This is a genomic window from Candidatus Omnitrophota bacterium, assembly GCA_040755155.1.
Taxonomy (GTDB): Bacteria; Hinthialibacterota; Hinthialibacteria; order Hinthialibacterales; family Hinthialibacteraceae; genus JBFMBP01.
In genome coordinates this window covers 17665-43853 of sequence record JBFMBP010000110.1, presented here as the reverse complement: position 1 = coordinate 43853, position 26189 = coordinate 17665, and the positions used below count along the sequence as shown (strand labels likewise).

19 protein-coding genes and 1 pseudogene are annotated in these 26189 nt (G+C 51.0%); 13 read left to right on the top strand and 7 right to left on the bottom strand.

Going from position 1 to position 26189, the window contains the following annotated elements; translation table 11 throughout:
- Positions 1 to 157: 157 nt before the first annotated feature.
- Positions 158 to 1993, top strand: a complete 1836-nt coding sequence (locus AB1656_16750; GenBank protein MEW6237035.1) for a bifunctional homocysteine S-methyltransferase/methylenetetrahydrofolate reductase — start codon at positions 158 to 160, stop codon at positions 1991 to 1993.
- 325 nt (positions 1994 to 2318) lie between these two features.
- Here AB1656_16750 and AB1656_16745 read toward each other — a convergent pair whose 3' ends face one another.
- Entirely contained in the window at positions 2319 to 4028 is a 1710-nt protein-coding gene (locus AB1656_16745) for a glycoside hydrolase family 9 protein (GenBank protein MEW6237034.1), read from the bottom strand.
- Positions 4029 to 4101: 73 nt separating this feature from the next.
- Positions 4102 to 4305, bottom strand: coding sequence for a hypothetical protein (locus AB1656_16740; GenBank protein MEW6237033.1), 204 nt, complete (start codon positions 4303 to 4305; stop codon positions 4102 to 4104).
- A 239-nt stretch (positions 4306 to 4544) separates the two neighbouring features.
- Here AB1656_16740 and leuC point away from each other — a divergent pair, with 239 nt between their 5' ends.
- Both leuC and leuD read left to right on the top strand, forming a co-directional pair.
- Complete coding sequence (leuC, locus tag AB1656_16735; GenBank protein ID MEW6237032.1) at positions 4545 to 5954, top strand: 3-isopropylmalate dehydratase large subunit; 1410 nt, start codon at positions 4545 to 4547, stop codon at positions 5952 to 5954.
- Positions 5954 to 6547, top strand: a complete 594-nt coding sequence (gene leuD, locus AB1656_16730; GenBank protein MEW6237031.1) for a 3-isopropylmalate dehydratase small subunit — start codon at positions 5954 to 5956, stop codon at positions 6545 to 6547. Before leuC ends, leuD begins: the two co-directional genes overlap by 1 nt.
- Positions 6548 to 6630: 83 nt before the next feature.
- Here leuD and AB1656_16725 read toward each other — a convergent pair whose 3' ends face one another.
- The 4 genes from AB1656_16725 to AB1656_16710 all read right to left on the bottom strand — a co-directional run bounded on the left by AB1656_16725 (position 6631) and on the right by AB1656_16710 (position 10651).
- Positions 6631 to 7050 (bottom strand): PIN domain-containing protein, encoded by a 420-nt coding sequence (locus AB1656_16725; protein MEW6237030.1) that lies wholly within the window; start codon positions 7048 to 7050, stop codon positions 6631 to 6633.
- Positions 7050 to 7868 carry a hypothetical protein gene (locus tag AB1656_16720; protein MEW6237029.1) on the bottom strand — a complete coding sequence of 273 codons (819 nt, stop codon included), beginning with the start codon at positions 7866 to 7868 and terminating at the stop codon, positions 7050 to 7052. Before AB1656_16720 ends, AB1656_16725 begins: the two co-directional genes overlap by 1 nt.
- A gap of 415 nt (positions 7869 to 8283) precedes the next feature.
- A complete protein-coding gene (locus AB1656_16715) occupies positions 8284 to 9012 on the bottom strand; it encodes a DUF4956 domain-containing protein (protein MEW6237028.1) in 729 nt (242 codons plus the stop codon).
- Between the two features lie 172 nt (positions 9013 to 9184).
- Positions 9185 to 10651 (bottom strand): hypothetical protein, encoded by a 1467-nt coding sequence (locus AB1656_16710; protein MEW6237027.1) that lies wholly within the window; start codon positions 10649 to 10651, stop codon positions 9185 to 9187.
- Positions 10652 to 10955: 304 nt separating this feature from the next.
- Between AB1656_16710 and AB1656_16705 the strand changes: the two genes are divergently transcribed.
- The 9 genes and pseudogenes from AB1656_16705 (at position 10956) to AB1656_16665 (ending at position 23901) form a co-directional block, all read left to right on the top strand.
- Positions 10956 to 11735, top strand: coding sequence for a hypothetical protein (locus tag AB1656_16705; GenBank protein MEW6237026.1), 780 nt, complete (start codon positions 10956 to 10958; stop codon positions 11733 to 11735).
- Positions 11732 to 12652, top strand: a complete 921-nt coding sequence (locus AB1656_16700; GenBank protein MEW6237025.1) for a TPM domain-containing protein — start codon at positions 11732 to 11734, stop codon at positions 12650 to 12652. The genes AB1656_16705 and AB1656_16700 overlap by 4 nt, the downstream gene beginning before the upstream one ends.
- 83 nt (positions 12653 to 12735) lie before the next feature.
- Positions 12736 to 13581 carry a DUF1080 domain-containing protein gene (locus tag AB1656_16695; protein MEW6237024.1) on the top strand — a complete coding sequence of 282 codons (846 nt, stop codon included), beginning with the start codon at positions 12736 to 12738 and terminating at the stop codon, positions 13579 to 13581.
- 119 nt (positions 13582 to 13700) lie between these two features.
- Positions 13701 to 13910: an addiction module protein gene (locus tag AB1656_16690; GenBank protein MEW6237023.1), complete on the top strand. Its 210-nt coding sequence runs from the start codon at positions 13701 to 13703 to the stop codon at positions 13908 to 13910.
- A gap of 203 nt (positions 13911 to 14113) precedes the next feature.
- Positions 14114 to 14554 (top strand): annotated as a pseudogene (locus AB1656_16685) (DUF1016 N-terminal domain-containing protein).
- A gap of 179 nt (positions 14555 to 14733) precedes the next feature.
- Positions 14734 to 15687 (top strand): hypothetical protein, encoded by a 954-nt coding sequence (locus AB1656_16680; GenBank protein MEW6237022.1) that lies wholly within the window; start codon positions 14734 to 14736, stop codon positions 15685 to 15687.
- A gap of 189 nt (positions 15688 to 15876) precedes the next feature.
- Positions 15877 to 16710: a sigma 54-interacting transcriptional regulator gene (locus AB1656_16675; protein ID MEW6237021.1), complete on the top strand. Its 834-nt coding sequence runs from the start codon at positions 15877 to 15879 to the stop codon at positions 16708 to 16710.
- 535 nt (positions 16711 to 17245) lie between these two features.
- Positions 17246 to 20716: a cadherin repeat domain-containing protein gene (locus tag AB1656_16670; GenBank protein ID MEW6237020.1), complete on the top strand. Its 3471-nt coding sequence runs from the start codon at positions 17246 to 17248 to the stop codon at positions 20714 to 20716.
- 179 nt (positions 20717 to 20895) lie between these two features.
- Positions 20896 to 23901, top strand: coding sequence for a glycoside hydrolase domain-containing protein (locus tag AB1656_16665; GenBank protein MEW6237019.1), 3006 nt, complete (start codon positions 20896 to 20898; stop codon positions 23899 to 23901).
- Positions 23902 to 23929: 28 nt separating this feature from the next.
- Here AB1656_16665 and AB1656_16660 read toward each other — a convergent pair whose 3' ends face one another.
- Positions 23930 to 24349 (bottom strand): hypothetical protein, encoded by a 420-nt coding sequence (locus AB1656_16660; GenBank protein ID MEW6237018.1) that lies wholly within the window; start codon positions 24347 to 24349, stop codon positions 23930 to 23932.
- A gap of 529 nt (positions 24350 to 24878) precedes the next feature.
- Between AB1656_16660 and AB1656_16655 the strand changes: the two genes are divergently transcribed.
- Positions 24879 to 26171 (top strand): alkaline phosphatase, encoded by a 1293-nt coding sequence (locus AB1656_16655; GenBank protein MEW6237017.1) that lies wholly within the window; start codon positions 24879 to 24881, stop codon positions 26169 to 26171.
- Positions 26172 to 26189 lie beyond the last annotated feature (18 nt).

Below are 26189 nucleotides of genomic sequence, written 5' to 3'. Positions count from 1 at the left end.
AACGAATTTCATAAATCAACTATAGTATATCACGGAAAGGAATCGCCCGGCAATCGCGGAGGCGCGGGAGCCGCCGCTTCCTCGATGCAGTGGTTTGGTTTTCGGCCAGGATGGCTATGATATTCCTCTAATCCTAATGAATGAGAGAGTTGGAGTTATGGATTCCTTTTTGGAAGCGGCGCAAAAGCGAGTCATACTCGCCGACGGGGCGATGGGAACGGAAATCTATGCGCGAGGATTTTTCGTCAACCGCTGTTACGACGAGCTCAACTTGACCAATCCGGAGGTTGTGCGGGAAATTCACGAACAATACCTTCAAGCCGGGGCCGAAATTCTGACAACCAATACCTTCGGCGCCAATCGCATCCATCTCCAATCATTCGGCCTGGGAGAAAAGACGAAAGAGATCAATCGGAGAGGCGTTTCCCTTTTGCGGGAGGCGGCAGGGGATTCCGTCTTCGCCGCCGGTTCCATCGGTCCGATCTCCAGCGCGTTGGCTTCCAACGAAACGCCCGCTTCGATTCAGGCTAGTTTCCGGGAACAGGCGGCGTACTTGATCGAGAGCGGCGCCGATTTGCTGTTACTGGAAACATTTACTTCCTTGGAGCAACTCGAATGGGCTTTTGAAGCCGTCGCCGGGTTGGATGGATCGATTCCCGTCATCCCATCCGTTTCCATCGGTGTTTTTTCGCGTCATCAACCGGTGGCCCCGGCGCAGCTGGTGCAAAAAGCGCGGTCGTGGGGAAGCCGGTTTGTTGGACTCAACTGCGGAGGCGGTCCGCCGGAGATGTTGGAAGCGCTCGGTATGGTGAAGGAAGCCGCCGGGAACGATCTGAAAATCTCCGCCATGCCCAACGCCGGTATGCCGAAAGAAGTGGAAGGCCGAACGCTCTACCTCGCTTCGCCGGAATACATGGCGGAATATGCGCGCCGCCTGTTGCAGCGGGGAGCGTCCATCATCGGCGGATGCTGCGGAGCAACGCCGCGCATGATTAAGGAAATGGCCGTATTTTTGCGCTCCGTGCAGCCGCGGCAGACCTCCGTGCGTCTAGTGGAAACGGATGCGCCCGTTCTGCCGCCAATTCCCTTAGAAGAACGGACGCCGTTCGGGCGGTTGTTGGGAAAGAAGTTCGCCGTTTCCGTCGAACTCGATCCGCCGAAAGGGATTACGGCGGAGCGGGCGGTTCAGGGCGCGAAATTTCTTTACGAAAACGGCATCGACGCCGTCAACATCGCCGACGGTCCCCGCGCTTCCGGGCGCATGTCGCCGACAGCGCTGGCGTTGCTGGTAAAGCGGGAAGCGCCGATCGAAACCATCATTCACGTCTGCGGACGAGACCGGAATCTATTGGCCTTGCAGATGGATTTGATCAGCGCTAACGCCCTCGACTTGCGCAACCTGATGCTCATTACCGGCGATCCGCCTAAAATGGGTTATTATCCCGACGCCACCGCCGTCTTCGATCTCGATTCCATCGGTTTAGTAGAATGCGCGAATCGCTTGAATCATGGATTGGATTTCGCCGGGCGTCCGCTGGACGGACGCACGTCGTTCGTTCTCGGTGTGGGATGCAATCCCGGCGCGGCGGATTTGGAGCGGGAGGCGGATCGATACGAGAAAAAGGTCAACGCCGGAGCGGAATATGTTTTCTCCCAGCCGATGTACGATCCCGAATTGCTGGAGACGTTTTTAAAACGAGTAGCGCATGTGAAGCCGATTCCATTTTTCGTGGGCGTGCTGCCACTGGCGAGCGCCAAGAACGCCGAGTTTCTGCATAATAACGTCCCGGGTATGCAAGTGCCCGCCGAAATCCGCCGCCGGTTAAGCCTCGCTCCCACCAAAGAAACGCAGCGGAAAGAAGGCATCGCCATCGCGGCGGAAACTTTGCGCGAAGCCATCCGCCATCCCCAGATCAAAGGGGCGTACATCTTCCCGCCTTTCGGACGCTATGAGAGCATCCTCGACGTATTGGAACAGTCGGGAGCGCGGTAATCAAGAATCGAACTTTCTAACTCATGTTACGAGCAATGGGAAATTTAAGGAATCTCTTATCTTCGCTGTTTGAATCGCGAAAACGCGAAATGAAAAAGAAAAACACGAAAAAGAAATCCATTCCTAATCCCGCCGTTGAAACGGCGGGCTATGACCGTTTGCCCCTTTAAAGCGGCATTTGATAATAGCCTTTCAAGGCTGGAAGAAGAAATTTCGCGGCTATCGATTCTTTTCGCTTTTCGAAAGAACGATAATCATGGATAACTCAACGCCTCTCTTAAACGATTTTTCCGATGGCGCGACAGTACTGGCTGCGTAACGTGATTTAGAAAAACGCGATGGAGGCGGCGACGAACGTTAGGACTGCATTCCAGCTAATGGAAACTTCATTCGACGCGAAACTCTCCTCGCTGTCGATATACTCCACCGCCGGGGGCGCTTCGATAAGGAACGTGTTTTTGAGAATAGTATCGTTCAGGAACTGATTCGGTCCGCCAACGAGCAAACCGGGGATGGGTTCTTCCACCTTATCCGTCATCGAAAGCGGATGATGGGGTTTTTGAGGGGAGAGAGAACCCAGGCTGGTGACGAAGCATCGCGAAAGCGGATTCCTACCTAGAATATAATGCCATTGATCCATTAACGTTCGTCGATATTTTTCCTTGGGCTGAATCCGGTTCGCCAAACAAAGAATAAAGGCGTTCTGCAAAAGAACGGCGTTCGATCCCCAGGTATATTCCCCCGGCTGGATGCTTTGCCGGTATCCTTCGCATTGGCTCTTTTCCACGAAACTATCCGCGAGGGAAAGTAAATCTCTCACGATTTCATCGGCCATTTTCGCTTCGAATTTGTCCTTGGCGGCGCATAGCATTTCCGCCGCGGCCAGCGGCATGACGTTGCCCCAATAGCCGGAAGCGGAAAGGAACGGCGCCCGTTTTTCGCCCATGACGCGAAGGACGTCAAGAAAACGCGCGTCTTCCGTGGCGCGATACAATTCCACAGCCGCCCAGAAGCGCTCGTCGGAATCGTCTTTATCGTTATAGGTTTTGGTAATGGCGCCGTCGGGATTGTTGAAGCCGCCGTCGTTCGGATGGATTTCCAAAAACTTCCAGGCTTTTTGCGCGGCAGCCAGGCATTCGGCGGCGAACGTCGCATCGTAAGGGGAATAAAGGCGCGCCGCCTTGGCCCAAACGGCGCTGGCGCCCGCCGTAGCGGCGGTGGAGATGGGGAAGAGAATGAGTTTCTCCTTTTCCTTGGCGGCGGGCGAGGTTTTGATCCATTCGTTGGGCGTGAGTTTGTGGTGGACGCCGCCGCTTTCGTCTTGCATTTGCAGCAGCCAGGCGATTTCCCAGCGCGTTTCATCGAGGATGTCGGGGACGCCATTGCCGCTTTCGGGAATATTCAAAGAACGATCGCCGAAACTTTGCGGGGAGATTTCATGCAGAAGCATCAGCATCCCCGCCGCAAACGAGCCATTCACGGCGTAGCGGCCATTATCCCCTCCATCATGCCAGCCGCCAACGATGCCGATAGGCGCCGCTTCCGGCTCCGTAGAGGAATGGACGATCTCTTCGGCGGGCTGGGGCGTTTTTTGCGCCCAAGGACCCGCGAATGGTTTGGCAAGGCCAACGCCATAGCGTTGGAAATAAAAACTCTTCATCGCCACAAGCGCCGCCTGGCTGTAAAGGCCGTCGTCGATGCGGAATGAATACGATCGCCCTAAGCCTGGTACTTCCAGCATATATTCGCCGGTGGCGCCGATCACGCTGAAATCGGCCGCCCATATATGACTGCCGCTGGCCTTATCGTACGCCGCCTCCAACGACAACATGCCTTTCATCGCCGCCTTGCCGGTTTTAGCGTACAGCAATTTAAACGGCTGGCCCGTCGGAGAAGAGACGAACGCGATTTTATTGACGGAAGGCAGATAGCCGATTTGATCGACGTGGATATCGGGCGAGACGGGCGCTTCTTCGCTTTTGGCGCAAAACGGGGAAGCGAACATTAGGGAGATTAATAGAATAAGGAATCGCAATTTATTATCCATGAAGTAGAACGTAGGATGGATCGCGTCGTTCGATCCATCGATGATTCCTAAATTACAGTTTTTATTTTCGAAGGATTTTTTCGCAGACTAGAGTGTGTAGAATGAAATCTTCTTCATGAGTGTCTTGCAAGCGGCGATCATGTTCGGCGATGTTCTCATCTAAGCCGATTTCGTTATCCAATCCATCGATAAAATTCGAAACCTGTTGCGCTTGTTCAGGCGGAAGCGCGCGAATTCTATGTATAAGTTTTTCTGTTGCAACCATAATCGAATTAATCTCCCTTTAAGCGAATCGAATCGTGGTTGATTATACTACAAAAATCCCGCGATTTTGTCAAAAGAAAGCGTTTTAAAATTGTTAGCGCGCGTATTCCCGCGTCTTCGAAGCTACTGGGCAATGGCGTCGATAGCGATTATAATAATTTTTTTCAGCGAAACCGTTTGGGACGAAACTGCGCGGCAGCTATCGCTGCAATGCGGATTCGATAAAGCGAGGAAAAATTTATGGCAAAAAATATTTTCGAAAAAATATGGGATGCGCACGTCGTTTACGAAGAGGAGGGAAAGACTCCTCTAATCTACATCGACCGGCATTATATTCACGAGGTCACGTCTCCCCAGGCCTTCGAAGGATTGCGCCTGGCGGAGAGGAACGTGCGCCGTCCCGATTTGACGTTCGCAACGATGGACCACAATATCCCCACGACGGACCGGTCCATCCCCATTCAGGAACCCATGTCCAAAAAGCAGGTCGAAACCTTGCGCGCCAACTGCAAGGAATTCGGGATTGCTTGCTTCGATATGAACGATCCCTTAAACGGAATTGTTCACGTCATCGGTCCGGAACTCGGTCTTACGCAACCGGGAATGACTATCGTTTGCGGCGATTCCCACACGGCCACCCACGGAGCTTTCGGCGCCTTGGCGTTCGGCATCGGCACTAGCGAAGTAGAGCATGTTTTAGCCACGCAAACGCTGCCGCAAAAGAAATCCAAAACGCTGCAAGTGCGCGTAAACGGAAAGTTGCCGCAAGGAATTTTCTCCAAGGATATCATCCTCGCCATCATCGGAAAAATCGGAACCGCCGGAGGAACGGGCTATGTGATCGAATATACCGGCGATGCGATTCGAAGCCTGAGCATGGAAGGACGGATGACCGTCTGCAATATGTCTATCGAAGCGGGCGCTCGCGCCGGTCTTATCTCTCCAGACGAAACGACGTTCGCTTATATGAAAGGCCGTCCTTATTTGCCCAAAGAAAAAACTTGGGAAGATTTACGAATAGAATGGAGGACTTGGGCGTCGGACGAAGGTTGCGCTTACGACAAGACGATGGAACTGGACGCCAGCGCCATCGAGCCGCAAGTAACGTGGGGCACGTCGCTGGGAATGGTGACGGGCATATCGGGCAAAGCGCCCATTCTTTCCGAAATCAAAGACGCCAACCAACGGCTAGCGGCGGAAAGCGCCTTGAAATATATGGGAATCGAAGAAGGAACGCCCGCGCGGGAATTTCGCGTCAATAAAATTTTCATTGGTTCCTGCACAAACGGACGGATCGAAGATTTGCGGGAAGCAGCCAAAACTGTCAAAGGTTATCAAATCCACCCCTCCATCGAACAGGCGTTGATCGTGCCTGGTTCTACTGCCGTCAAGAAACAAGCAGAGAAAGAAGGGCTGGATAAAATTTTCCTAGACGCTGGATTCGAATGGCGGGAGGCTGGCTGCTCAATGTGCCTGGCTATGAACGCCGATGTATTGAATCCCGGCGACCGTTGCGCCGCCACCTCCAACCGCAATTTCGAAGGCCGCCAAGGCAAGGGGGGACGCACCCATCTCGTCAGTCCCGCCATGGCCGCCGCCGCCGCCGTCAAAGGCCATTTCGCCGATATTCGCCAATGGGAGTATAAATGATGAAACCGTTCACGACCTTAACCGGAATCGTCGCGCCCTTGGAGGCGCTGAATGTGGATACCGATCAGATCATCCCCAAGCAGTTTCTGAAACGAATCGAGCGCACGGGGTATGGGGAGTTCCTTTTCTTCGATTGGCGCTATCGAGAGGACGGAGAGCTTAATCCCGATTTCGAACCCAACGCGCCGCGCTACCAAGGCGCCAGCATCCTGCTCGCCAAGGAGAATTTCGGCTGCGGATCTTCGCGGGAGCACGCGCCCTGGGCGCTGAACAATTACGGCTTCCGCTGCATCCTGGCGCCATCGTTCGCCGATATCTTTTTCAACAATTGCTTCAACAATGGAATGCTGCCCATCGTTCTGCCCACGAAAACGATCGACGCCCTGTTCGGAGAAGTTCGCGCCCAGGAAGGCTACCGTCTGACCATCGATCTCAAGCAGCAGAGAATCGTCAAACCGGACGGCGCCGAGCTTGCCTTTTCCATCGATCCTTTCAAAAAGTACTGCCTGCTGGAGGGATTGGACGCCATCGGATTGACGCTGGAACACGAAGAGAAGATCGCGGCTTACGAAAAGAAGCGGGGAATCGCCTGATTGGCGATGACGATAGAGAGAGAGAAAAAGAACGGGCGGCTCCTTGGGCCGTCTTTTCTATGTTTTTCCTAATATTTCGGTAATTAAGGGGTCTCTTTCATAAAAGCAACATACCCAGCTTGGATAAAATGCCGATCATACGTAAGCGCTTCTTTAATTCCCTTTTCTTCCATGATGTCAAAACTGGCGCAATCGGGAATCCCCCATTCTTTGTCTTTCATTCTTTCGTACCGTTTTATGGCGCATTGAAGTTGACGGCTTGTTTGGGGAACAATTTCAACGTTGGGATTTTCCCTTAGTTTCATTATGATTTTCACGGCTTTTTCCCGTAAAACAGGACCGCATCCGCTCAATCCATATAAAAGTTCAACGATAATCATTTCACTAGTAACAATTCGGCAAGCGCCAAGTTTTGAAGATATTTCCTTTGCATTTCGATGCAATTGATCTTTTGGATTAAATAGGGCAATCCAATAACAAGCATCTGCATATACGATTTTCATTAATCCAATTCTCTTTTTGCCCCATAGAGATAATGATCGAGGTTTTTCGATAAATCCGTTGGAATCCGATCCCATTCTTCTTCCGGAACGGATTCTCCCAGTTCGATTACTTGCTCCCAAATGGGACGCGCAGTTGGATCGAATGGCGGTTCTCCCGCAATGGATTCTTGAACATCGTCCACGCATTCAAAGCGCTGAATTTGACCTGCGTCGTCGAATTCCGCTTCTCCTGTGATGCGGAGTTTTATAGAACTGTGGTTATGAAGAGCAGCGGTGATATCCGATTCTTGCTCCGGAGTAAAAATCCCTTTTACGGAAAAACCGTCGTCGGTTAAAATTGTGAACGTCCCTCCTTCTCTGGCTTTCAAACTGGCGGCCCGCACTTCGCCAATGAGGCTTACCTTATCATAATAGGTCTTTGTCGATCGAGAAAAAATTCGTTCTTTATTGATCCAGTTAAAAGGGGCCGAACCCTTTCCATTCGTCCGAATTTCAATGGATTCATTTTGTTGTAAAGTTTTTCCCCAATCACGAAATAAAGGGATGATCTTTTTGGGCAATGGTTCTGGAAACGGTTCGTCCGCTTCTACGGCGATAAGCGTATCGGTAAGAATTTCGCTAGCCGCATCTACTTCATCTCTGACATATTCTTCTCCAAATAAGGATTCCTCATCGATTTCAATAATCCTCTCTACAGGAATAATACAGGAACCTTCACGAACTTCACGAAGCGCGAGACGGATATTTTCTTCAAATCCTTTAGGCAAATGTTCTCTGTCGAGATTGTTTCGACGCCATAATTCTTTAGCCGTTTCCACTAAAATCTTTTTTTAAACCAATAATTCCGGCAAAACATCAAAATCTAAACGGCCCTGATATTGGTCGAACCGTCCTCCCGTAAATCTTAGTTCCTGAATGAGATGGGTTATATATCGACACATGGACCACGTCCTCCATTTTTTCCATCGCCTTCAATCCTTATCCCAAAATAGCAGAACGCAATAATATTAGAAGTAGAAAATAAAATCCGCCCTTAGAAACATTTTCCATAAAAATGGTTAGCCCAGCAAGTGCGCATTTTATGGATTTTTCAAAAAGCGAGAATGAAAACGGCCCTTGTTTGAGAATCGGCCGCGTTCAACGTTTCTTCTTTATAAAGAGGCGGGAACGAATTCTGTATTCACTTGAAAACTGTCATTTATCGTTTCATGGGAGCGCAGATCGACTAAGAAATCAATCCCTCACCAGCTCCCAGTCGATGCGGGTGAATTGGACGTCCTCACCGCAGCGTTCGCGGATGTTTTGGGTCAATTCGTCGCTGATCAGTTTGGACTTGGACGTGAATCGGCAGCGGAAGCGGCCGGTTTGAACCGAGGTTTTCATGGAGATGATATGAAATCCCAAATCTTTCGCCATGGATTTGAACTGATTCTCCACGATGTGGACATTGGTGGATGAGACGCGCACAACCCAAATATTCTTATAGGCGCCGCCGCTGAAATCGAGAATATAGAGAAGGACGTAGATGAATCCCGTAATCGTTATCGCGAATTTGTAGAATTGGAGACCGCAGGACATTCCTATTCCGATCAAGATGAAGATAAAGGAAAGATCGGTAGGATTGCGCATCGAAGTGCGGTAGCGCACCAAGCCGCCTAGACCCACCAAACCGAAGGAAAGTTCCAAACTGCCTCGGATCAGGCAGACAAGCGTGGCGCCCGCCACGCAGATGAGGATTTGGTTTTGCTTCAGTTCCTTATCGTTGACCGGTCCTCCCGTCTCCACCTGCCGTTTGGGATGATAGGCTAGCAGCGCTGCTAGAATGGCGGCGGCGGAGAGAGAAATGAGAATATCGGTATAGTTCAGACTTTCTACAAAATGTTGAGTATTCATAGTCGATGAAAGGCTTTGAAAGGGATGGGGAATATCCCCTATTCCCGTAGCGGATAGAATATTTCCCATGTTTTTATTCTTCTCTTTGCCAGGAAGAATTTCTCGCCGCCTATTCCATCGCCGATCCTCTTGCGCTGGGCGAAAAGATCAAACGCTGGAAACAGCGGAATCGATTAATTTGGATATGATGAGCAGCGCAAGTTTTAAGAAGCCATTCCCCCAGGACTTCGATTGGGAATGATTAAAAAACGATTTCGAGTTGGAAAAGCAATTCGTTGTTTTGTACGTCCGGCCCCCCCGTTTCTTCCTGATTCAGCGCGTATTCCGCGCGGAAATTGACGTTGCGGGTCAGTTCCGAAATCAGGGCGAAAAGCCATTGCCGCCGGTCCCAAGTCAATGAACCGTCGGCGGAGTAGGGTCTTTTGTTTAAATCCACATCCAACTCTCCATAGCGGACCAAGGGGCGAATCGAATTTAAATATTTCAGTCCTGAAAAAGTAAATTTCCGCGATAATTCCGCATACCAGCCGGTGCGATCCATCTCTCCATCCCGGCCGGATATAATTTGGGCGAAGAAATCCCACTCTTCGATATCGTATTCCAGGTTGCCGCCGAACCATTCGCGGTTGTCATTATTGGATTGTCCATATCCGGGAACCGCCGTCTGAAGGAAATCGAGATCGTTTTGATCAAGATCGCCAATCAACGCAAAACCCAGAAGATCGAACTTTCCATAGGCGCCCAAATCGTAGGCGGCGCCGAGGCCGCCGCTCCATTCTTTGCCGCCGTCCATGTCGATCGAACTTTCGTCCACGCCGATCGCTTTTACGGAATCGTCTTCGCCCACGGCTTTATCGTTCAACCTCAAACCGTTGGAAACGGCGGCATAGGCGTAAACCGGGCCATAGACGCCTCTCCAGGTTGCCCCGATATCGCGGCCGCGCCAAAAAGCGGTTCCTGCGAGGGGATAATTTTCCGTAAACCGCGCTGGACGAAAGAACTGCGGCTGCAAACCAACGCGCAGATCGGAGTTCAGAGGCAATTCGTCGAAATCGATATAAGATTCCAAAAGACGGGTATTGCCTTCTTCGTCCACAAAATCGATATCGCTGTGAAAGCGGATTTTGTTTTTGAAATCGGCGTCCAGGCTAAGGCGGAACTCGTCGACCTTAAACGTTCCGCCGGGATTTTCCGGAAAGGCGGACGGTAACAGCGTTTCGTCTTCCCTATCGTAATAATCCACTTGCAATCTCCCCCCCAATTGAAACTGCTCGCCGCGCAGGGAAGGCAGCCAGGCTTCTTCCTTTTTCCCTTTTGTTTGCTCCATTTCCACTTCGGATTCCACGGCGTATTCTTCCGTTCGCCGCCGTTGGGATTTGTCGGCGGCCGCTTCCGTGGCGGATATGACCTGATCGGCTTCGGAGGGAGCGGATTCTTCTTTCTTCTCGTCTTTCTTCTTCTTTTTCTTGCCGGAATCCTCTTCTTTAGCCGGTTCCTGTTCCTTTTTGCCTTCGACGCGGTCCAGGCGCATCTGCAAAGCCTCGATCATTTGGCGCAATTGAGCATTTTCTTTTTCCAGTTTATCGATGCGGTCTCCATCGGATTTATCGCCCTGGCTCCAAGCGGAGGGAATAGCCGCCAATAGAACTATTAACGCGACGACGAATAAACGATTCCATATTGCGCAGAAGTTTTTTTTCCTCTTCATCGATTCTCTATCCATGCCAATCCCCATAGAAAAGGAATATGATCGTACAAATGGCCCCCGCCGTTCGGCTATGGCGAGATAAAGAAATTATCGGAACAATTTTGAATATCCTAGACTAAAGTATAGGCTTCATTTTGGATTCTGTCAGGATGCGTTAGAGAGTTGTTAGGAGAAAGTAAAAAATCTTCTAAAGGATTTATTAGCAAATGAAACGCGATATAAAAATCGATTCTCAACGTTTTATCTAATGAATTGCCAAAAGGGCTATTTTTTCGCGGCATAAAAAAATCAGAGGGACGCTCGCATGATTCGCCATTTAGAAACGATCCATGAGCGGATTCAACCCGTTTTGAAAGCCTATTTCACGGAAATAGAGAATATTTTCCAATCTCGAATCGATTCGATGTACTTATACGGCAGCGTGACGACGAAGGATTATCATTCCCAAAAATCTGACGTCAATTCCCTGATTCTATTCGACCGGTTTGCGTTCTCCGATGCGGAACAATTGCAGCCCATCGTGAGGAAAGGTTTGAAACGCCGAATCGTTGCGCCGCTGTGCCTGTCCGTGGAGACGTTCCTCCGTTCGGCGGATACGTTTCCGTTGGAATTGATCGAGATGAAGGATAAAGGCTTGCAAATTGCCGGGGAAACCAACCGTTTGCGGGAATTGACGATTCCCCGCGAGATGCTGCGGGCGAAGATCGAGGAACAAATCAAAGGAAAATTGATCCGATTGCGGGAAATATACATGGAACAAGGAGGCCGCAGCCGCGGTCGCCAATTACTGACTATTTTAGTGGATGCGCAGCGGCAGTTGTTTCCCGTGTTCCGCAATATGCTGCGATTTTTTGGGAATGAAGAGCCGCCGGTAAACAAGGATGAGATATTGGCGTCGTTGAAGAGACTCGCGATAATTGATGCCAGTCCCTGCCTTACAGTACGGCGATGCGACCTAGGCCAGGAGTCGATTTCCCTTGCCGATATGGCGCGTCTTTTCGGAGAGTATACGGAAGCCCTTTTCCAATTGGCGGAGGTTATTGATCGGCTGGGCGGCAATGAAGAAAGCGAGCGGAGCTCATGATGCGGGAAAATAGAATTTTCGCGGCGCGATGGGCCGTTATGTTATTCTGTCTCCTAGTGATATCTGGAAATGTAGAGACGTCGAGCGCCAATTGGCCTCATCCCGTTAACTTCGTTTCGGATTTCGCTGGGATCATTCCCGATAACCAAGAACAATCTCTCAATGCGCTGGCGCGGAAATTGAAAGAATTGACGGGCGCCGAACTAGCTGTCGCCACGATTTCCAGAATAGAAGAAAAAGGCTATGGAAGCATCGAAGACGCCGCGGTGGATTTATTCAAGCAATGGGGCGTAGGCCGAGAGAGCGAAGACGACGGACTGCTGCTTCTCATCGCCGTCAAGGAGCGAAAATACCGCCTCGAAGTCGGCTATGGCATGGAAAGCGTCATCCCCGATTCCGTAGCCTCGCGGTTGACGCGGACGCTGCTGCCGGACGCTTTCCGGCAGGGTCGTTACGGCGACGGGGTAATGAATCTCGCCGCCGCGCTAGTGGAAAAAATCGCGCAGGATAAAAATATCCCCCTTAACCAATTCGAAATTTCCCGCTTGGCGGCGCCTAAGCCGCAACGGTCGGACGCTTCCCGGCGTTTTAAGCATGATGTATTCGGAAAAATTGCATTCGGATTCACATTTATTGTTTTCCTTATCTTATTATCGCTTTACATCCGCCATCCCAATTTGTTTTTACTCTATATGTTTATCAGCGGAGGTGGACCTCGCCGGAGATATTGGAACGGCGGATCGCATTTTGGCGGAAGCGGCGGTTTCGGCGGCGGTTTCGGCGGCATTGGCGGAGGAGGAAGCAGCTTCGGTGACTTTGGTGGAGGAGGCAGCGGGTCTGGAGGGGGTGGCGGAGGATCGTTCGGCGGCTTTGGCGGGGGAGAGTCCGGCGGCGGCGGCGCCAGCGGGGGATGGTGAGGATTCCTTGTTTAGAATCTTGAGGATCCAGTATAATTGAGCGATTCGAGTCAATCATTCTTCCTATTGAGGTGAAAAGAATTATGTGGAGCCTGCGAAATAAAATCCGTTTTCCCCTTATTCTCGCATTAGGACTGTTTTTGATCGGCGCTTCGCCGTTCGCCGCCGAAAAGAAAGCGGAAAAACCGAAAATCGAAAAAGTCAAAGCGGATAAACAAAAAGAGAAAGAATCGAAGAAAGAAAAAACGGAAAAGCCAAAAGCCAAAGCAGTAATACTATTTAACGGTAAAGACCTGAGCGAATGGCATGGATTATCCGAAGCTAGCCAATGGCAGGTCGCTAAAGACGCGAAGCTCGGCGAAAAAGACAATAAGCGCTTCGACATCGTTCCCGGCGAAGGGATCATGGTCAATGGAGCGGGAGGAAATACCTGCAACCTTCTCAGCGATTATAAACACGGCGATTGCCGTTTGCATATTGAATTCAATGTGCCTGTCGGCTCCAATTCCGGCGTTTATTTTCAAGGATTATATGAAATTCAGGTGCTCGACAGTTACCAAAAGACGGACCTGAAATACGGCGATTGCGGCGGAGTCTACGCCCGCCACAAAGACGGACAAGACTACGAGGGACATCCGCCGCTCGTCAACGCCAGCAAGGCGCCCGGCGAATGGCAATCCTTCGACGTGGTTTTCCGCGCTCCGCGCTTCAACGAAAAAGGAGAGAAGACGGAGAACGCCAAATTCATGAAGGTGGCTCACAACGGAACGGTGGTTCATAAGAACGTGGAAGTAACCGGCCCCACGCGGGCTTCCTTGAACGAATCGCGCCAAGCCCCGGAAGCGCCGGCGGGGCCGCTGATGCTGCAAGGCGATCATGGGCCGGTGGCGTATCGCAACATCAAACTAACGCCGTTGGAATTGAAATAAAAAGAATTTTCTTGATGGCGTTAGGATTTTATTAAGGTTAATTAACAGGACTTCGCTAGAGACAAAACGGCTTTTCCCTTCCCATTGGATAATTCTGTTTGATAAAGAGGGCAAGAAGCATGAATCCATCGATAAGAAATCTCACAGTCGATCAACGTTTGCGGATCGTGGAAGACCTTTGGGATAGCATTGCGGAAGACCAACAGGCGTTATCGCTATCCGAAAAGCAGAAAATTGAATTGGATCGTAGATTGGAGGCGTTCGCACTTGACGGCAACCAAGGCCGCTTAGCGGAAGATGCGTTGGCCAAAATCCGAAAACGATTGTAATGTTAGAAATACGGCTCAGGCCCGAAGCGGAAAGAGATAATGAGGATGCGGCGGCGTGGTATGAGAGTTGGGTAGGGTGGGTCGAGCGAAGCGAGCCCACCAAAGGAGACAAGGAGACTTGGTGACAATGGCTAGGTTGTTTCTGCCCGTGAAACATCCATTATTTTTCATCATTCATCATTCATCATTCATCATTAAATTCTATGACCAACCAACATGTTGACCAATATGCCGCCCTCATAGGAGAGATTAAGCAACGCATCCGTTCCGCCCAGTATGAAGCGCTTAAGGCGGTCAACAAAGCGTTGATTGCGCTCTATTAGGATATCGGCCGGATGATTGTGGAACGGCAAGAGGGAGAAACTTGGGGCAAGTCCATTGTCGAACGGCTTGCTCAAGACCTCCAAGCGGAATTCCCCGGCGTTAACGGATTTTCCGCCCCAAACCTCTGGCGGATGAAACAATTTTCCGAAACCTATAGCGGGAATGAAAAACTCTCACCAATGGTGAGAGAAATTGGGTGGACGCACAATGTCGTTATTTTGATGAACTGTAAAGACGACCTTCAACGCGAGTTCTACATCCGCATGACCAAGAAATTCGGCTGGACCAAGAACGTCCTGATTCACCACATCGAGAACCAAAATACTCTATTCCCATAATTTAGTCAAATTCCACCTATCCGCGAACTCCCGGCAGAGAGTTTTTCTTGATCTCACTGCTTCAATCCCTTGTTTGACAAATCCTGCGGATATGATATGTTAGAAAAAAATTTTGCACTTGAGTCATGGGTATACGCGCCATGCGGGGAGGCGTATTTGTCATGAAAACGTCTGCTTATCTGTTCGCTGCCTGCATCCTGGCGCAGGCTGGTTCTTTGGCCGCGGAGGAAGAAAAAGTGTGGATTCCCCAGCTCGACGGCGCAGATTGGACCATCGCGGGAAATCCAGACCTGGGACCGTTAGGGACGGATAAGCAGCAACCGGTGGATTTTTCCGTCTGGCAGGCGGCGGATGGAACCTGGCAACTCTGGTCGTGTATCCGCCATACCCGTTGCGGCCAGAAAACCCGGCTTTTTTACCGCTGGCAAGGCGAGGAAATCACCAGCGCCGATTGGACGCCGATGGGCGTCGTTATGCAGGCCGACCCCAATTTCGGGGAGACCGACGGCGGTTTGCAAGCGCCGTACGTTCTGCATATCGAAGACATCTTCTACATGTTCTACGGAGATTGGCAGCATATCTGCCTGGCGACGGGATCGGATGGAAAAACGTTCGCCCGCCAATTGAACGACAGCGGGCGTTCGGGAATGTTTACGGAAGAATACGGAGCCAATACCCGCGATCCGATGGCGTTGCAGGCGGGCGATCTTTTCTATTGCTACTACACCGCCTATCCCCAAGGCAAGGGGGCGGTTTATTGCCGCATTTCCGCCGATCTGCGGCGCTGGAGCGACTCCGTCATCGTATCCAGCGGCGGAATCGGCGGCGATGGCCCCTCGGCGGCGGAATGCCCATTCGTTTTTTTTCACCGCGATTCGGGGTATTACTACCTTTTCCGCACTCAGCGTTACGGAACGGACGCCGTATCGCATATATACCGTTCGAAAAATCCTCTCCTGTTCGGCGTCAATGACGATTCGAAGTACGTCGGTTCCTTGCCCATCGCCGCGCCGGAGATCGTCGAGCATGAAGGGAGCGAATATATTGCCTATCTCCTGCCTGGCTTGAACGGCATTCAGATTTCCCTGTTGAAATGGGCGGTAAAAGGCCAATGACGGCGCGAATGGGGGAATGGGATATAAGAATAGCTTACAAAGGCCTTTTTTTCGTAAAATAACGGCAAAATAGGGACAAAATAGCGGCGTTTGGGGGATGAATGGACGGCGCCCCATCGTCTAGGCTTTCTTTTCGTCGAAACCGGAATTCCCTTCCGGAAACCGATCAACGGGAAGGAGGCCGCCATCGTGAAAAGGGATTTATCCAAATTTCGCATTATCGGCGAGAGTCAGGCCATGTTGGAATTGGCGGATAGGGTTTACGCCGCCGCCGAGCATTGGGACGCCGTTCTCCTCACGGGGGAACGAGGAACGGGAAAAGAACTATTGGCGCGGGCGATTCATCGCCTGGGACCGGCCAAAGGGGGAAAATTCGTCGTCGTCGATTGCGCCTCTCTGCATCCGGCGACGGCGGAATCGTCTCTGTTCGGCCACGAACGCGGCTCGTTCACCGGCGCCGTGAAGCGCCATATCGGCTTTTTGGAATCCGCCCACGAAGGCAGCGCTTTTCTCGACGAAGTGAGTTCGTTGCCGTTGGATTTGCAAGGCTGCTTCCTTCGTTTTCTGGAAGAAGGCTCCTTCACTCGCGTCGGCGCCGCGAAGGCGATCCAGACGCAAACGCGCGTTGTGGCGGCTTCGAACCGCGATATGAAGCGGGATATCGCCGCCGGACGCTTTCTTCCCGATTTATTCGACCGGTTAAACGTATTGCGGATCGAGACGCCGCCCTTGCGCCGCCGGGAAGATGATATCTTGTTGCTTTTTCGGCATTTCATGAATCCCGGCGGAGCTGAACGGTTGACGAAGGAGGCGGCGGAATTTCTTTTGCATTATCCCTTTCCCGGCAACGTGAGGGAATTGAAGAATCTTTGCCGGCGGTTGTCCGTTTTTCATGCCAAAGGAGAGATTACGCCGGAAATGCTGAAGTGCAATCTCGATCACGGCAGCGAGCGCGAATCGCCGCTTCCCATCGTTCTCGCCGGGAAAGAATGCTATAAGAAACCGCAAAAAATCCCTCGATAACGAGACATTTGGCGTTCGTTTCCCTCGCGAATCATCGAAGAGAGGATCGCCAAAACCAAGAGAAATCCGCCTTACGCAAACGCATAAAATGCTGGAAGTTAAAAAAAATACTTCCTAAAGCGCTTTTCAAGCGTTGTTTTGCGGGAATCGTTATATTATAAAGCGAGATTAATTCGGCTAATAAGACGTAAGGTAAATGAAATAAGACCTCGACATATCTTTCGGTATATATTAAAATGGTTGGGATTCTTTGCGGATCGAAGCGTAGGGCATTATCGAAACTTTGATAATGTTGGAGTTGGGTTGAATTGGGGGAAGATCGAAAGGGAATAATCAGCGCGCCGGAATCGTCGTTGCAAGGCGTCGTTTTTGGAATCGCATCTCCTCTCTCGTTTCGCAGAGATTGTCAACGATCCATGAAAATCCAATGGATAAATGGTTTGTTCGATGGCAAAGAAACGATAATTGTGTTTTAATAGGCGGTAATGGATTTGGAACTGAGCGAAGAGAATCAAGGATAAGGAGGACAACGTTTATGTTGTCAATACAAAATGCAACAAGCCTAAGACGGATTCACTTGATCGGATTGGTTTTGTTATTGGGATGGTTTCCAACCGTTCTGATGGCGGATTCTGCGCCAACCGATATTTTGTTAAATCCGATTCCCGATGGCGCCGTGACCAATCCATTCTTGATTGACGAGAACCTTCCCATTGGAACGGTAGTCGGCGAATTTTCTACAGTGGACCCGGATGCCGACGAAACGTTCGAGTACGTCTTCACTGAACCCTATTACGATGCGACGTACTTTTTCCGCCTCGAGGAGAATAAACTGATATTGGCAGGATGGGTGAGTTACGAGTGGCTCGTTTATCCCAGTCTGGTTATCTCGGTGAAAAGCATAGATTCAAGCGGCATGGCGGTATCTAAAAGTTTCGAAATTCGCGTAAACAACGTTGCGGAAAGTCCCAAGGATATTCAACTTTTCCCCGCCGAAATAGCGGAGAACAGCCCGCTGGGAACCGTTGTAGGACGCTTGTCCGCGGCGGATGAAGACGCTTACGAAACCTTTACTTATTCTTTCGTTAGCCCCTACGGCGATGCGGATGGCAAGTTTGTTATCGACGGCGATCAATTGAAGGTGAACGGCGATCTGAACTACGAGATTTATCCGTCTCTTCTCGTAACGGTTTTAGTGCAGGATTCAAAAGGCTTAGTCTTAGCCAAAACCTTCGAAATTAAAATCAAAGACGTCAACGAACGGCCAACCAATATCGTCATGAATCCCGCCGATCCTCTTGTGGTGGACGAAAACGCCCTGATCGGGACGATCTTAGGATGGTTTAGCATGATCGACGAGGATCTCGATAAAAGTTCCTATTACACGTTTACGGCGCCTTATTACAACGCGAACGGCTTATTCGCCCTGGAGGGCAATGCGTTGAAAGCGGCGCAAGTATTGGATTACGAATCATTGCCGCACAGCCTTCTCGTCTCCATTCAAGCCGCCGATTCGGGCGGTTTGACGTTGGGAAAAACCTTCGAAATCAAACTCAACGACGCCAACGATCCGCCGTACGACATCTCCCTTTATCCCAATTGGATCAGTCGCGGCGCTCAACCCAACGATATTATCGGATACTTATCATCTAAGGATGTAGATAGTTCCGCTTCCCCCTTCGCCTATTCTTTCGCCGAACCCTATTTGGACGCGGGCGGTTATTTTAAGATCGAAGGGAACGAGTTGAGATTGGCGAAACCGGTGGATGCGGGCGCATTGCCGCCCAGCCTGGTGGTTACGGTAGCCAGCAAGGATGCGGGAGGAATGACGCTTTCGAAATCCTTGGAAATCGGCGTCATGGTGGGACCGAAAGATATTCTCGCCGATTTCACTCTCGTAAAGCGAAACGCCAAATTAGAGACGGTCGTGAGCAACCTTTCCACGAGTCATATTGCCTACAACGATCCCTCGCAATTCGTCTATAACTTCGTGGGGCCTTATTACAATGCCTCTGGCGTTTTCGCTTTGAAAGGCAACCAATTGGTTCTGACGCGCGAGTTGAGCCAGATTCCCTATTCCAGCCTGTTAGTATCCATCGAAAGCAAAGACCCCGTCGGCGTAACGCTCGCCAAAACTTTCGTCATCTCTATTGTTGATGAAGAGAATCCATTGCTGGATATTCTCTTGACGCCGGCCCATGCGGAGGAAAATAGTCCCATCGGCTCGCTTGTGGGCGTTTTTTCTTCGATCGGCCTCAATGAAGCGTATACGTATTCCTTCGACGAACCTTATAAAGATGCAAACGGTCTCTTCCGCCTGGAGGGAAATCAATTGAAAGTGGGCGGATTATTGGATTACGAATCGCAAACCAGCCTTTTGATCACCGTTCGCAGCACATCCGCCGGTGGTTGGACATGGGCCAAGACGTTCGATATCAAAATCGTCAACATCAATGAAGGCATTACGGATGTCGTTCTCAGTCCGGCCAACGTAAACGAAAATAGCCCGTTCGGGACGTTTGTCGGAACTCTCTCTTCCGTCGACCTGGATACGAAGGATGCCCATACCTACTCGTTCGTAGATCCCTACCGCGACGCCAACGGCTTGTTTTACATCGAGGGCGATAAATTGTTAGTCGGAGGCGCGCTGGATTACGAGACGCTGCCCAATCCCCTGCTCGTCAGCGTTCAAAGCAAAGACATCGACGGCTTGACTATGGGCAAAACCTTCGCCATCGCTCTTAATGACATAGACGACAAATCGTCGAATATTTACTTGAATTCCAACGCCGTGGCTTCTAAAAGCCCCGCCGGTACGGTTGTGGGATCGTTCTCCACCGAGGATGTGGACGCCGGCGAGACTTTTACTTACGCCTTTACCGCTCCTTATTACAATGCGAGCAGCCTTTTACGCATCGATGGCGCCCAGCTGATAACGGCGGCGCCTTTGGACGCTTACGTCGATACGACTCTTCTCGTTTCCATCGAGGCGAGAGGTTCGCGAGGCGGTTCGTTGGGTAAAACGTTCGAAATCTATGTCGTACCAGCGAAGGAACTATTGCGCGTCGAGTTCGTCGAGGATTCGATTAACGAAACGAATTTCTCCTACTCTGCTCCCGGCGGATTCAATTTGGCGGCGCTTTCCGTGGGCGGCGCTCCTCCCGATTCGATCGATGGACGGGCGTTGATTGTTACGGCCAAACCGGGTGAAGGCGTATTGGGCATCATGAAAACGGGAATCGCCGTAGGCTCCGATCCGGTGTTGATCTCGATGTCCCTGCAAGCCGATGTTCCAGGATGCTCGGCGGCGATCGTAGGCTTGAATTCGCCCATCGACAATCAATTGGGTTATACATTGGCCAGCGGAGCGGACGTACCTGTCGGCAAGATGGGCAAAGTTGAATTGCTCTACGCCGCGCCAAACGCCCAGTTGCAGCCCGCGCTTCAAGTGACGGTTCCCAGCTCGGCGGCGGGACCGGTGACGGTTTATATCGACAATTTGACGGTTTCCTATTACCCCTCCCCCTACGTTTCTCCGGCGGCGCTGGATGTGGATGGCTCGTTCGAGGGCGATCTATCCGCCTTGGTGAAAAACGTGAACGGCGACGCGGGAACGGTTGAATCGGCGGCGAATCCCGAAGGCGGCCTTGGCTTGCTGCTGTCCGTCGGCGGCGGCGCAGCGGCGGCGAACGCGGGAGCTTTCGCCAATGCTTTGCAGGGCGGATTCCCCCAATTCCTGCAAGCGGCGGTGGATGCGCGGCTGCAATCCGGCGCAGGCGGCGCGATGGCATTGGTAATGACCAATAACAACAGCACCATCGCTCTCTTCGTCAATAATTCCACGCTGCCCGGAGCGGGCGGTCCAGCGAAGCGGCTGACGATCGGCGGCGGATTCTCCGTAGAAAATTCAGCGATGCCGATTCTATGCGTCGTGCAAAACGGCGCCCCCGGCATGACCTCCGCCGTGTTGGTGGACAACCTCAGCGTAAGCCGCATAATCAAATAAACGACAATTTATTACTAGATTGTGAAGAAAGCCCGTTCGTCGAACGGGCTTTCCTTTTTAATGATGAAATGGGGATATTTCATGGGCGGGAAAAACCTTGGCCTTGCTACCCGGCTTTTATATTCCACATTAGTTTTGATACGATAAGCCTTATCCTGAAATGAAGAGGAGATGGCGTCATGTCGATTCGAATGCTTTTTTGTTTGTTGATGGTTTTATGGGCAGGAACGGTATGGCCGGGGGAAATACTCAACAAGGATTTTGAGTCCGGCGAAACCGTCAACGGCGTTTTCACGCCCAGCCATTGGAATCCGCCAATAGAACATGGCGCAGCGGCGGCGGGATATTCATCGCAACGAGCGATATCCGTAACCGGCCATGGCGATGACGACGCCGCCTGGCGCAGCGATCCTGTCGCTTTACTGCCGGGGGATTATTATGAATTCTCCTTCTGGGGCAAGGCGGAATCGGAGACGAGCAATGGTTCGGCGGTCAGCGGTCCGGCGTTCGCCAACCGCGATATCCGTTTGACGCCATCCTGGCAGAGATACGCTTTCGTTTTTCGCGTTCCCGATGGATGCAAGAAAGCGGTTTTCCGCTTAGGCCATTGGCGGGTCAATGGAACACTTACTTTCGACGATGTCAACCTTTATCCCGTTCAACCTATCTATCATCGTCAAAATGGAATCGAATTGGGAAGCGGCGAGCGGATAGAAGGAGATACTTATTCCGCCGAACATCGAACGAACGATTACGGCTCCAACTCCTGCCGTTTTCTTGCTTACACCAATACGAGATTCAATTCCCCCCGCTGGTTGTTTGATTCTTCTTCTTGCGTTATCTATCGTCACGAAGCGCCCGCAGGCGCATTTCAAAAAGCATCCGTCGAAGTCAACCTCAATGATTATTCAAGCGGCGTTTGCCAGGTCTCCGTACGCAAGGACGGCGGGGAATGGACGCTATTGGGCGCAATGAAAGACGCTTCCGCATCCGCGTTTTCATTGCCCGAATCGCTGCTATTCTCCAAAACTGTGGAAATAAAACTAGAAGGCGCGGCGGATGAAAAAGGATCGTGCAGCTTTCAGGTCGACCGCTATCAATTCGAATCGCGATTGGATAAAACTCTCGCCGCCATGCAATGCGAGTCTACCTTTGCGCGCATCCTGCAATCGGATCCTCAACTCGATGTTCTTCTGCTCGATGCGGGAAATCCTCGCCCGCAAGAAGCCTCTTCGCTTCGGCTTCAGCTGACAAACAAATCGGATAATCGCTTGGCGCTTCTGATCCAGCCGGAAGTAAAAGAAGATAAAAATCCACGCAAAGGAAAAATCCGCGTTGTCCTGAAACCACGGGAAAAACGCAAGGCGGAAGTTCCCTATTCTATCGAAGCATCCGGCAGCCGCACCCTCTGCGTTCGCATCGCGGATAATCGGAAAACGCTGTACGAAACGGAAATTCCATTTTTCGTCTCTTGTCTTTACGAAGCCAATTATGGACAAACGTTGCAGGACGGCGGCGTTTCGGCGCTGTGGTGGTGCCCATCAACTTATAAAATATCCGTCTCGCGTCCCATCCCGCGTTCGAAAGGTAAAGAGGTTCAATTTTCCGCCGCCAAGGGCGAATTCGAACCAGCGCAGGTGGTTCTGCGTCCCAAACAGGCGATGAAACATCTGCGCATCATGGCGGAAGACCTTTCCGGCCCGTCGGGCGCCCGCATCCCGGCCAAGAATATATCCATGAAGCAAGTGGAGTATGTCTCCATCTCCAACCCCTCGGACGCCTGGGGCTGCGTCGGTTTATGGCCCGATCCGCTGCCATTGGCGGATGAACCGCTCAACCTGGAGGCCGGACGCAATTATCCGTTTTGGATTACGATTCAGATTCCGCGAGATGTTCCCGGCGGAATCTATAAAGGCCGGTTGCATTTACAAGCGGATGGGTGGGAGGAACAAGTACCGTTGCGCTTAAAGGTCTACGATTTCGAGATTCCCGCCGAATTCCATTTACGCACCGCTTTCGGCTTTTCGCCTGGTCTTGTGAAACGCTATCATCATTTGGATGCGGCGGAAGAGTTGGACCAGACCGTCGATCTTTATCTGCAAAATTTCCGCGATCATCGCATTTCCCCTTACAATCCTACGATGCTCCATCCCATTCGTTACGAACTACGCGGCGATTTCACCTTTGATTTTGCCGATTTCGATAAGGCGGGTAAACGTTATTTCGACGAATTCGGATTTACGGGATTGCATTTATCCTTGGTTGGCATGGGGGGCGGAACGTTTCACAGCCGTCATAAAGGGCGTATTGGCGATTACGAACAAGGAACTCCCGAATACGAGCGCCTCTTTAAACAATACGCATCTACGATCGAAAATCATCTGCGCGAAAAAGGATGGCTGGACAAAGCCTATATCTATTGGTTCGACGAGCCGGATCCCAAGGATTACGAATTCGTCAAAGAGGGCATGGAACGGATTCGCCATAGCGCGCCGGGCTTGAAGCGCATGTTGACGGAACAGCCGGAAAAAGAACTTGCCGGTTTTGTGGATATCTGGTGTCCCATCATCGATCAATACGATCCGGTAATTGGGCAACAGCGCCAAAAAGAAGGCGATGCGTTTTGGTGGTACGTCTGCACCGGCCCCAAGCAGCCCTATCCGGGTTTGTTTATCGACCATCCCGCCGTGGATATGCGCAGCTGGATATGGATGACGCAAAAGTACGGCGTGCAAGGATGCCTCGTTTGGGAAAGCAACTACTGGACGAGCGGCCTGGCCTATCCCGAACCCGAAATCCAGAATCCCTGGACCGATCCTATGAGTTACTTGACCGGCTATGGCCATCCTGTAGGTTTCAAAGGCCATTGGGGCAACGGCGACGGGCGTTTCATCTATCCGCCGCGCTCGTGGAACGACGGTCAGAAAAGAATCTGCGGTCCCGTCGATTCCATCCGCTGGGAAATGCTGCGCGAAGGCATCGAAGACTACGAATATTTTTACATGATTTCCGAATTGGCGAAAACCGACCGCCTACCGCCATCGATGAATAAGCAAGCTCAGAAATTATTGGACATTCCGGAAACGATTATTCGATCGCGCACGGAATACGCCAAAGACCCAGCTGCAATGCTGGAATACCGCGACCGATTGGGAATATTTTTAGAAAAAGCCCTGCGCCAATAACGTCCAACGCGCAGGGACGAATGAGGCGTTAGGCGGCGGAGACCTTGACGAGCGCTTGCGTCTTGGCCGTCTTTCCTTTCCGATCCGTGACGAACGCCTCGTAATGATGCAAGCCGAATTCCGTATCGCCAGGGATTTCCTTCTGGATCGTGCGGGTATCCGCTTTCAATTCCACCGGGATCGGTTTTCCGTCCACAGTTAATTTGACGGAAAGAAGCCCATCAGGATCGTCGATGTTGAGATAGAGTTTATAGGGATCGTTTCCATGCAACTCCCGCCGTTGCGGGGAAAGTTTAATCAAGGAATAGACGATGATGTTTCTTTTGCTTTTTTGCGTATGCGCTTCCAAAAGTTCAAGCGTGCAGTAGGGTTTGTCCAGCCAGGTTTTCAAACCCGCTAAACTCAGAACGATCAGAATTATGGCGAGGGCGGCTTTTTTCAATTTCATCGCGCTTTCCTCCCTTCCTTCGTTCCTGCCTCTCTCAATCAATCACAAAATAAGGAAGGCCGCCATCGAGTTCTGTAAAAAGTTGTGAAATCGATCGATGGTCATGAATATCCACCCAGTAAGCGCTTTATTTCGTTTGAAATCGTCCCCTCGCCTCTCTAGGCTGATCTTCTCCTAGAAGATTTAATACCAATCTGCGTTACAATTGCAGCTTATAAATTCCCTCGCCCTTTGGGAGAGGGTTAGGGTGAGGGAAATATAAGCCTAATAATATCAACCCTCACCTAACCTCTCCCAATCTTGGGAGAGGAATTTTGAAAACAACAATCTCAATGCATGTTGGTATAAGATGTCCGAATCAAGATGGCCAGGATCAAAGGATGACCAGGATGGGGCGATAGCTCTTCAAAAAATCGTTAGTTCTTCGTTAAAAATTCCTTCCGCTAACTCAATTCTCATCCACAGCGGATAAGATATTAATCTTCAGCGTGTATACTCCTCCAAAAAAACCAAAAAGGAGCGTTCTCTTTTGAAGATTCGTCTTATAAATCGATATATCTTGATATCTCTTATTGGATTATTTATTGCTTTTCCCGGATTCGGTGAACCTCTTGCGCGAAACGCGATTTTGATGATTGGGGATGGGATGGGGGCTTCCCATCTTCTGCTTTATCATCTCTACGCCGAAAGAGTACTCAAAATCGAACCAGCGTTCGTCGAGATGCTGAATGAAGGAACGACAGGTTGGATGCTGCATGCGCCAACGGATGGATTAGTAACGGATTCCGCCGCCAGCGCCACGGCGTTTTCCTGCGGCGTCAAAGCCTTCAACGGCCATATATCGATCGATGCGGACGGCAACAGCTGCCCCACTCTTTTGGAAATCGCTAAGCGGAATGGAAAGAAGACGGGCATCGTGGCGAATATTCCTCCCTTTGATGCTACGGAATCCGCGTTCACCTCCCATATTTCTTCCCGTTATGATTACGATGCTGTAATTCGTTGGACATTCGTTTTCACGCAGCCTGACCTGATTTTGGGATCCGCTTTTGAGAAACGCCAAGAGGAAATCAATGCGCAGGCCCAACAAAATGGTTACTACATCGCCAACTCCCTGCAAGATATGAAAAACCATAGGGAATCCCCGAAGTTGTATGGCGTTTTCGATATTCGGACCCCCTACCGGGATTGGCTGGCGGCGACGGAACGCGATTATATTTCTTTATCGGAAGCAACCCGCGGCGCCTTGGATATTCTATCCCAGGAAAAAAAGGGTTTTTTTCTTATGGTGGAAGGGGCCAAGATCGATAAAGTCTCTCATCCCAACGATGCCGGAAGCGTCTTGAGGGAAGTGGAAGAATTCGACAAAACCATCGCCGCCGTTTTCGATTTCGCAAAGACGCATCCCGATACGCTGGTTATCGTCACCGCCGATCACGAAACCGGCGGTTTGGCTATTAACGGCGGAAACGAAGAGAGTTTACAAATCCTGGGACGACAAACCAAGCCATTGTTGCAAATCAAAGAGGAACTCGGCGCCCAGCCCACGCCGCAGCAGGTTCAACAAGCGTTTCACGATTCCGTCGGCGTGGATTTGGAACCGAAGGATACGGAATTTTTAGCGCTGCATTGGAAAAAACCGGAAGAAGTCTGGGGCGATATCCTCGCCCGTTTCCACAAAATCAGCTTTGTCTCGAACGAGCATACGGCGGAGCCTGTAATTTTGGCGGGATACGGCCCCGGTTCCGAACGATGCAACGGCTGGCGGGATAATACGGATGTTTTCCGCATTATCATGGACGCCTGTGGAATGGGGCGGTAATACCAAGTCATATTAATA